Source organism: Nitratifractor sp. (assembly GCF_015487065.1).
Lineage (GTDB): Bacteria > Campylobacterota > Campylobacteria > Campylobacterales > Sulfurovaceae > Nitratifractor.
Window position 1 is genome coordinate 1 of the sequence record NZ_WFQN01000112.1, and the last position, 8,650, is coordinate 8,650.

The 8,650-nt window shown below is 55.6% G+C and carries 9 protein-coding genes and 1 pseudogene; 6 read left to right on the top strand and 4 right to left on the bottom strand.

Annotation, left to right across the window (positions count from 1 at the left end; all coding sequences use genetic code 11):
- From F8I07_RS05955 to F8I07_RS05965, 3 genes and pseudogenes are all read left to right on the top strand, one after another.
- Positions 1-395, top strand: a pseudogene (locus F8I07_RS05955) (ketol-acid reductoisomerase); the annotation flags it as partial.
- A gap of 222 nt (positions 396-617) precedes the next feature.
- Positions 618-1,589 (top strand): divergent polysaccharide deacetylase family protein, encoded by a 972-nt coding sequence (locus F8I07_RS05960; RefSeq protein ID WP_292657019.1) that lies wholly within the window; start codon positions 618-620, stop codon positions 1,587-1,589.
- A complete protein-coding gene (locus F8I07_RS05965) occupies positions 1,579-2,358 on the top strand; it encodes a DNA-processing protein DprA (protein WP_292657022.1) in 780 nt (259 codons plus the stop codon). Before F8I07_RS05960 ends, F8I07_RS05965 begins: the two co-directional genes overlap by 11 nt.
- A gap of 1 nt (position 2,359) precedes the next feature.
- Here F8I07_RS05965 and F8I07_RS05970 read toward each other — a convergent pair whose 3' ends face one another.
- From F8I07_RS05970 to F8I07_RS05985, 4 genes are all read right to left on the bottom strand, one after another.
- On the bottom strand, positions 2,360-2,938 hold the full coding sequence (locus F8I07_RS05970) for a TlpA disulfide reductase family protein (protein WP_292657024.1): 579 nt from the start codon (positions 2,936-2,938) through the stop codon (positions 2,360-2,362).
- A 121-nt stretch (positions 2,939-3,059) separates the two neighbouring features.
- On the bottom strand, positions 3,060-4,418 hold the full coding sequence (gene radA / locus F8I07_RS05975) for a DNA repair protein RadA (protein WP_292657027.1): 1,359 nt from the start codon (positions 4,416-4,418) through the stop codon (positions 3,060-3,062).
- A gap of 90 nt (positions 4,419-4,508) precedes the next feature.
- Positions 4,509-5,384, bottom strand: a complete 876-nt coding sequence (gene ftsY / locus F8I07_RS05980; protein WP_292657029.1) for a signal recognition particle-docking protein FtsY — start codon at positions 5,382-5,384, stop codon at positions 4,509-4,511.
- Between the two features lie 5 nt (positions 5,385-5,389).
- On the bottom strand, positions 5,390-6,022 hold the full coding sequence (locus F8I07_RS05985; protein ID WP_292657031.1) for a hypothetical protein: 633 nt from the start codon (positions 6,020-6,022) through the stop codon (positions 5,390-5,392).
- 131 nt (positions 6,023-6,153) lie between these two features.
- Between F8I07_RS05985 and F8I07_RS05990 the strand changes: the two genes are divergently transcribed.
- From F8I07_RS05990 to F8I07_RS06000, 3 genes are all read left to right on the top strand, one after another.
- Positions 6,154-6,729, top strand: coding sequence for a 5-formyltetrahydrofolate cyclo-ligase (locus tag F8I07_RS05990; protein WP_292657034.1), 576 nt, complete (start codon positions 6,154-6,156; stop codon positions 6,727-6,729).
- Between the two features lie 81 nt (positions 6,730-6,810).
- Positions 6,811-8,334 carry a ribonuclease Y gene (rny, locus tag F8I07_RS05995; protein WP_292657036.1) on the top strand — a complete coding sequence of 508 codons (1,524 nt, stop codon included), beginning with the start codon at positions 6,811-6,813 and terminating at the stop codon, positions 8,332-8,334.
- A 75-nt stretch (positions 8,335-8,409) separates the two neighbouring features.
- The coding region (locus F8I07_RS06000) for a hypothetical protein (RefSeq protein WP_292657038.1) at positions 8,410-8,650 on the top strand (241 nt) is incomplete at its 3' end.

Consider the following 8,650-nt stretch of genomic DNA (forward strand, 5'->3'; position numbering starts at 1 on the left):
CCGGTTTCGAGACCCTGACCGAAGCGGGATACGCTCCCGAGATGGCCTATTTCGAGTGCCTCCACGAGCTCAAACTCATCGTCGATCTGATGTTCGAGGGCGGCATCGCCGATATGCGCTACTCCATCTCCAACACCGCCGAGTACGGTGATTATGTCAGCGGTCCCCGGGTCATCAACGAAGAGTCCCGCAAAGCGATGAAAGCGATCCTCAAAGAGATTCAGAACGGCAAATTCGCCAAAGACTTCATCCTCGAGGGAATGGCCGGCTATCCCCGGATGACCGCCGAGCGCAACAACATGAAAGACTCTCTCATCGAGCAGACCGGTGAAAAGCTCCGAGCGATGATGCCTTGGATCAAAGCCAACAAAATCGTCAACCAGGAAGAGAACTGATTCCTCTTCCCCTCTGATTTAGAGGGCGGTGCTTCTGTGCGCCCTTCTTTTTCTCTATCTGTTTCTGCTTTCCCTCTGACATTTTTTCACTCCTCCAAAATCCTTTTTCGATAAAATACCCTCATCGATTTCAACGGCTAAAGGACCCAGGTGGCATCAGGAAAAAAAGGCTCAGCGAAACGGAGAGCAAAGGCTAAACGGCAAGAACAGAAGCGCCGACTGATGCGCCGGACAGCTCTTTCGGTTCTCGGTTTGTTGACACTGAGCACACTGTTGGGCTTCTCCTTTCTGATTGCCGGCAAGGGAGAGAAAGCATCGGTCCCGCCGCCGGCAAAACCGAAGCCGGCTTCTATCAAAAAATCGGCGATTCGCCCCAAGGCACCGACCGATAGTCCGATCGTCGGCGAAGAGTATCCGGAGGAGAAAATCGGTTTCGGCTTGGAAGATCTGATTGCCAAAACGAAAAAACGAGCGAAAGTTTCGAGAGAAAGCAAGGTTTCTGAGGCGATTCTTCCCAAGGAACATCACGGCAGGCCGCAGTTGGTTCTGATCATCGACGATGTCTCCCAGCCCCGCCAACTGGCGGCGATTCGTGCCTTGCCCTACCATATCACCCCTTCGATTTTTCCTCCGTCGAGGATGAATCGTCATACGCCGACGATGGCGCAGGGATTGAAACACTTTATGATCCACCTTCCCTTGGAGTCGGGCAGTGCCAAGATGAATCGTTTCACCAAAACCCTCTTCGTCGATGACGGCCCCGCCCGTTTCGAAAAACGGGTCAAGGAGATTCGTCGGCTCTTTCCCTCCGCCCGTTTCCTCAACAACCATACCGGTAGCGTTTTTACGTCGAACTACGGAGCGATGTATCATCTCTACGGCGATCTGAAAAAAGAGGGATTTATCTTTCTCGATAGTCGGACGACCGGCCATTCCGTGGTCCGACGGGTGGCTGCCGCGTACCATACCCCCTATCTCAGCCGGGATATTTTTCTCGACAATGTTCAAAACCGTGCGGCGATTCTGCATCAGCTGAAACGTGCCGTTCGGATCGCCCAAAAACGGGGCTATGCCATCGCCATTGGGCATCCCCACCGGGCGACGCTCGACGCGTTGCGTCATGCCGGCAAAATTCTCAGCGGTGTCGAGACGGTCTATATCGACAATTTCTATCGGAGCCGCTATGGCCGATAGGATACTCTCAGAACTTCCGGCGGAGTTCACGGCACTGAAAAAGCCTCCCGAGAAGATCTGGTATCGAGGGGATCCGACACTGCTTGAGCGCCCAAAGGTCTCCATCGTCGGGACGCGGCGTCCCTCTGCCTACACCAGGACAATGACACATCAACTCGCGAATGAACTGGCTTGCAGAGGGGTGATTATTGTCAGCGGAGCGGCGATGGGGGTGGATGCCATCGCTCATGAAGGGGCGGGAGCCTCCCGGACGATTGCCGTCCTGGGGACCGGGGTCGATCGGCGCTATCCAGCAGTCAATGCTTCCTTGATCGAAGCGATCGAAAAAGAGGGCTTGCTGCTCAGCCGTTTCGAACCCGGTTTTCGGGCGACGTCGTGGAGTTTTGTGGTTCGCAATGAGCTGGTGGTGGCCCTGGGAGAGGTGCTGATCATCGCCGAAGCCGATGAGGGGAGCGGATCGATGCGAAGCGCGGAGATTGCGATTGAGACGGGCAGAGAGATCTATGTACTGCCCCACCGTCTAGGCGAGAGCGAAGGGACCCAGCGTCTTCTCCGGGAGGGGTTGGCCAAGCCGATCTACTCTCTGGAAGCCTTTGCCGACAGCTTCGGAAGGGTTCCCGGCCGGGAACTTCCTACGGATGAGTTTTTCTATTTCTGTCAGAAAAACCCTACTGTGGAAGAGGCGGTTGCCCGATTCGGAACACGGATCTATGAGGCGGAGTTGATGGGGGAGATCGAGATCCGGGACGGGAAAGTCCGGATCCTCTGAACTATTTGGAGGCGTTGCTCTCTTTCGAAGAGGTCGCTGGTGCTTTCTTTCGTTTGGCTTCGATTTTTTCGAGCGTTTTGATCACTCCCTCCAAGGCATCCTGAGGCAGGAGCCCTACTTGTGCGGTGACAAAATTTCCCTGCTGGTCGAAAATGGTCAAGAAGGGAATGCTCCCACTCCATTTGGTTCGTTGGCTGATGTAGTTGACCAGGGGCATGCCGGTACGATAGTCGATGACGTCATAATTGACACCGTGGCTTTTGGCAAATTTTTTCAAAACGGGGGCCGGAGTATCCTGGACCTCAACCGCGACGACCGCCAGTTTGTCACCGTATTTTTTGGTCAATTCGATGTAGTGGGGAACAGACATTAGACAGGGGGGACAGTGGGTTCCCCAAAATTCCAAAAAGACGATCTTTCCCTTGTATCGGTCGATCTGCAGACCGTTGGTCGTTCCCTGGAAATGGAGCTTCTTCCCGTTGATCGTCGTGAGAGTGAGACCGTTGCCGCCGGCTTCTTTTGCCGAAAGTTGCAGTGCGAAGAGAAAGAGCGCAAGAAATACCATCCCGATTTTTTTCATACAATAAACCTTTACAGTGACTGTCATTCGAAATCTGACAATCGAAAATTTCGAAGATTATAGCACGCGACGGTGAAAGAAAGTAAACCGTTTTTCAGCAAAGGGGCATTTGTCGGCTTTCTCAGACAAAAATCCACTCCACAATCTTGCTAACCTCTTCGGCGATGTAGCATTTGATCCCGCTCTTTTCCAAGGGTTTGGCCGGGAGCACCGCTTTGCGGAACCCCTGGGTCTCCATCTCTCTGAGACGCTGCTGGAGAGCAGGAATTTCCCGAACTTCGCCGGTGAGGCTCACTTCACCCAGAAAGAGGGTTTCGGCGCTGAGTTCCCGGTCCCGGTAACTGCTCAAAATTGCCGCGATCACCGCCAGATCGGCAGCCGGTTCGGTGATCCGGATGCCGCCGCTGACGTTGATGAAGACGTCGTAGGTTCCCAGGGGAAGATCGAGCTTTTTCTCCAGCAGCGCCAGAAGCATCTGGAGCCGGTTGTTGTCGTAACCGGTGGAGCTGCGTTTGGGGTGGCCGTAGGCCTCGGCGACCAGGGCCTGGATCTCGATGACGATAGGACGGCTTCCCTCCATGATCACCGTCAGAGCCGAGCCGGACTGGAGCTTCTCTTTGTCGAAGAACTTTCCGGCGAATCCGGCGGCATCCGCCAGACCGTCCTGCCGCATCTCGAAGATCCCCACTTCGTTGGTGGAGCCGAAACGGTTTTTGAAGCCGCGAAGCAGGCGCAGCTCCGAGTTGGAGTCCCCCTCGAAGTAGAGAACCGTATCGACCATATGCTCCAGGACTCTGGGGCCGGCGATGGAACCCTCTTTGGTGATGTGGCCGATGATGAAGACGGGAATCTGCCGGCTTTTGGCCAGGCGCATCAGCTCGAAGGTGATGGTTCGCACCTGGGTGACCGATCCCGGAGCCGAAGGGGTCTCCTCGGAGTAGAGGGTCTGGATGGAGTCGATGACCAGAAAGTCATATTCTCGCCGTTCCAACTCCTTGAGGACATTTTCCAGATTGATCTCACTGAGGAGAAAGAGGCGTTCATCGTTGGCGCCCAGCCGGTTGGCCCGCAGTTTGATTTGACCGGCCGACTCTTCGCCGCTGACATAGAGGATCTGTTGTCCGCTACGGGCGAGGTTGCCGGCGATCTTGAGCAGGAGGGTCGATTTGCCGATCCCGGGGGAGCCGCCGATAAGCGTGAGAGATCCGGGGACGATTCCACCCCCCAGGACCAGATCCAGCTCCCGGCTGCCGGAAGGAATCCGGGTGAAGTGTTCTTCGTCGATCTCGGTGATGGGCCGGGCCCGGCTGGGGCCTGCACCGGCCGAGGGTGTGCCGCCGGTCTCTTTGAGGAAACGGATCTGATCGGCACTCAGCTCGACGAGACTCTCCCACTCTCCGCAATTGGGGCATTTGCCCATCCATCGGGGGCTTTGGAAGCCGCAAGCCTGACACTCGAACAGGGTTTTCTTTTTGGCCACGAAATTCTCTCCTTAGGAGATTGGTTTGCCTATGATAGGATTTTTCTATACGGAGATGACAAAAAGGGGCATTTTAACATCTCCGTTTTCTTAGGCGGGAGCGAAGATCTCGTCGAGGATCATATTGACATATTCGTTGGCCTTGAAGGGGATCAAATCTTCAGGGGTCTCGCCGGTGCCGATATAGTAGATGGGCATTTTCAGCTCGTCGGCGATGGTGAGGATCGATCCTCCCTTGGCGGTACCGTCAAGCTTGGTGATGATGATACCGTCGATGCCGATCATCGCGTCGAAGGCTTTGGCCTGGTTGACGGTGGAGCTTCCCTGGGTGCCGTCGAGGATGAGCATTTTGCGATGGGGGGCTCCCGGCAGAGCCTTGTCGGCGACCCGGACCATCTTTTTGAGCTCTTCGGCGAGATTGGTCTGGGTATGGAGCCGTCCGGCGGTATCGATGATGACCCGGTCGATCCCTTTGGCCAGGGCGGAGCGGATCGTATCGTAGACCACGGCGGAGGGGTCGTGCCCCTGGCGGGTGGCGACGATGGGAATCTGCAGTTTCTCGGCCCAGCGGCTTAGCTGTTCGATCGCCGCGGCCCGGAAAGTGTCTCCGGCACCGAGAATGACGCTCTTGCCCTCTTGCTGATAGCGTCGGGCGAGTTTGGCGATGGTGGTAGTCTTGCCCGCCCCGTTGACGCCGATGATCATCTCTACAAAAGGGGCGTAGTCGTCGGGATTGATCCAGCGGGCCTGGTACTGAAAGACGCTGATAAGGGAGTTGAAGGCCTGGACGCGGGTGATGGTCTCCGGGAGTCCCTCTATCAGCCGTTCGATGAGTTCGTAATCGACATCGGCCTCCAGAAGAACCTCTTCAAATTCCTCTTTAGAGATTTTGTTCCGTTTCTCGGGTACGACCTCCCGGATCGCTTCGTTGGTTTTGCCGAAGGCTTTTTTCAGAAATCCCAGCATAGGCTCTACTCCTTTTTCTCTTGAGGCTTTTTCAGTTGGTCGACGAGGGTTTGCAGCATTTCATAGGGGACCGCCCCTTGAATATTCATCACATATTTACCGTTTTTGAAGATCAGTGTCAACGGCAGGGGATAGTTTTCCCCCAGATTGAGCTGCCGGGTCAGGTAACGGGCCAGTGTTTCGTTGTCAGGATGGATCGAGAGGAAAAAATTGCTTTCGTAGTGTCGCATCAAACGGCGTACTCCTGTCGGATCCAGATCACTTTTCAGCAGAATGCCGATGAGAAAAAGATCGTCGTCGTTGGAACGTTGCAGTCGCCCCAGATAGGGAAGCATTCCCCGGCAGGGAGCGCACCGGTCGCTCAAAAGTGTCAGGATGACGATAGGTTGGCGGATTCGCCGGAAGGTCCCGTTCATTCCCTGAAATTCCAAAAGCGTCTTGCGGTTGTCAATATCCCGGATATGAAAAGTCCGGGGGTGTGGATGAAGATCGGAGATCGGTACGGAGGGTTGAGAAGAGGGGAGTTCGGTGCGGTTGTTTTCGTATCGGGGGGCTTTTTCTTTGTTCTCTTGACCACAGCCGGCTAGGAGAAGAAAAAGCACCAGGATAGTGTTGAGATAGACTACCGTCCGCATCATGCTCCCCTGTGTTATAATCCCCGCAATCTGTGGCATGCTTTTCCCGGGAAAATGATGCCGACTGAATGCAGGACGCTTGTCCCAAATTTCGGGATTATAGCCAAAGAGGGATAAGAGGAGGGCCGGCAAGGATGAACGTCCGACAACGACGTAAAGAGGCTTTTCGGCGTGAAGCGTTACGACGATTGCGGCGGATTCCCAAAGGGCGTGCCCGCATGGAAGATCATCGACGGCTCCGGGAGCTCCGGAGCCGACTGACTTCCCGATCGCTGAAACGGGTGCTGCTCTACTTGCCTTTACCTCTGGAAGTGGATCTCCGTCCGCTCATTCATGAGTTGCGAAGTCGCGGTGTTGCGGTGTATGTCCCGTTTATGGAGGGTAAAAGTTTCCGTCCGGTAAAATATAGACTGCCTTTACAGAAAAAACGTTTTGGCATTTATGAACCCAAAAATTCAAGACAGTATAGACCCAGAAAGATTGATGTAGCGATTGTGCCGATAGTGGGGACCGATCCGACGCTGCGGCGTATCGGATTCGGTCAAGGCTTTTACGATCGTTTTTTTGAAAAAGAGAAGAGAAATATCGAGACGATCCTTTTTGTGCAACGGCGCCTTTGCTACTCTCCGATTGTGTTGACTGAAGCTCACGATGTCCGGGCTGACGGGATAATCGCCGGACCGATGATTCGGCTGCTGCCCGAGGATTGATCCTCCCCGGAGTCTTTACGCACTCTTTCATCGTTCGTGAATGAACGTATTGTGTCTTGCTGTCCGCAAGGAAATAGTACGATGGAAAATACACTGTTGATCGCCTTGCTGGCTCTCGTGGCCGGCGGTGCGATAGGATTTTTACTCGGTAAGGTAATCAGCGCCCGCCGTTTCGACTATCTGAAGATCGAAGCGGAGGCCAAAGCCCGTGCTATCGAGCAGGAGGCGGAGCAGCTGCTCAAAGATGCGGAGGTGCAGCGTCGCACCAGAGAGTTGGAGCAGGAGAAAGCCTTCAATGAGCGTCTGGCGGAGGTGGAACAGCGCAACCGGAATCTGATCCTCCGGGAGCGGGAGCTGGAGGAAGAGCGGGAGCGCCTGCACCAAAAAGAGAATCGAATCGATGAGATCCGACGGCAGCTGGAACGGCTGGAGGCTCGTCGTCGCAAGCAGCTTGAGGAGGATATCCGTCGGATCGAGAGTCTCGCCTCCATGACCCGAGACGAGGCCAGGGAACTGCTGCTCAAACGGGTGGAGGAGCAGAGTGAAGCCGACCTGGCTGCCGTGGTTCGCAAGCGGGTGAAACTGGCCGAAGAGGAGGCCGAGAGTCGGGCCAATTATATTTTGGCCCAGGCAACAACCCGCTATGCGGGGGAGTTTGCCGGTGAGCGGCTTATCAATACCATCACCCTGCCTACTGACGACCACAAGGGCCGGATCATCGGCAAGGAAGGGCGCAACATCAAAGCGCTGGAGCATGAGTTAGGGGTCGATATCATCATCGACGAGACTCCCGGGGTGATTGTGGTGAGCAGTTTCAACCTCTACCGCCGGGCGATTGCTACACGGGTGATCGAACTGCTGGTGGCCGACGGACGGATCCATCCCGGACGGATCGAAGAGGTCCATGCCAAGGTGCAGGAGGAATTCGAGCGCAAGATTTATGAAGAGGGGGAGAATGTTCTCATCGATCTGGGGCTCTTCCCGATGCACGAGGAGCTGGTGCGCCATATCGGCAAACTCAAATACCGGGCCAGTTACGGGCAAAATGCGCTGGCTCACTCTCTGGAGGTGGCCAGACTGGCCCGGGTGATGGCCGCGGAGATGGGCGGTGACGAGAAGCTGGCCATGCGGGCGGGTCTGCTGCATGATATCGGCAAGGCGCTGACCCAGGATTACGGCGGAAACCATGTAGATCTGGGAGCAGAGCTCTGCCGCAAATGCAAAGAGCATCCCACCGTCATCAATGCCATCTACGCCCACCACGGTCATGCGGAACCCGACGGTGTGGAGAGTGCGGCGGTCTGTGCCGCGGATGCTCTCAGTTCCGCCCGGCCGGGGGCCCGGAGGGAGGTGCTGGAGAGCTTTACCCGCCGGGTAAGTGAAATCGAAGAGATCGCCAAAGAACGCGACGGCGTGACTCAGGCCTACGCCATCAATGCGGGGCGGGAACTGCGGGTCTTTGTGGATGCAGGCCAAATCGACGACAACCGGGCGGCAAAGCTGGCCCACGAGATTGCCCGGGAAGTGGAGGAACGGGTTCAATATCCCGGAGAGATCAAGGTCAACGTGATTCGGGAAATCCGGGCCGTCGATTATGCCCGCTGAACCTTCCCGATTCAGCAGGGGTTAACATAGGCTTGCGTTAGAATTACAGCACAATACCATTGGAAGGATCAGAGTATGAGGGAATGTATCGAAGCCCATGTACGAATGGAAGAGCGCTACGAGGGACTCAGTCTCACCTACGGGGACAACCCGGAGCTGAAGAAGGAGGTCTTCGAGGCGGTGGAGGCGACCATCAAAGAGACCGGTCTGAAACCGGAGATCTTCGACAACCCTGACAAAGAGCATCCCGAAAAAGAGGGGATCTATCTGGAGTTTCACGAGGAGGCGCAGCGTGACGCCGGGGATTTCTTCGACC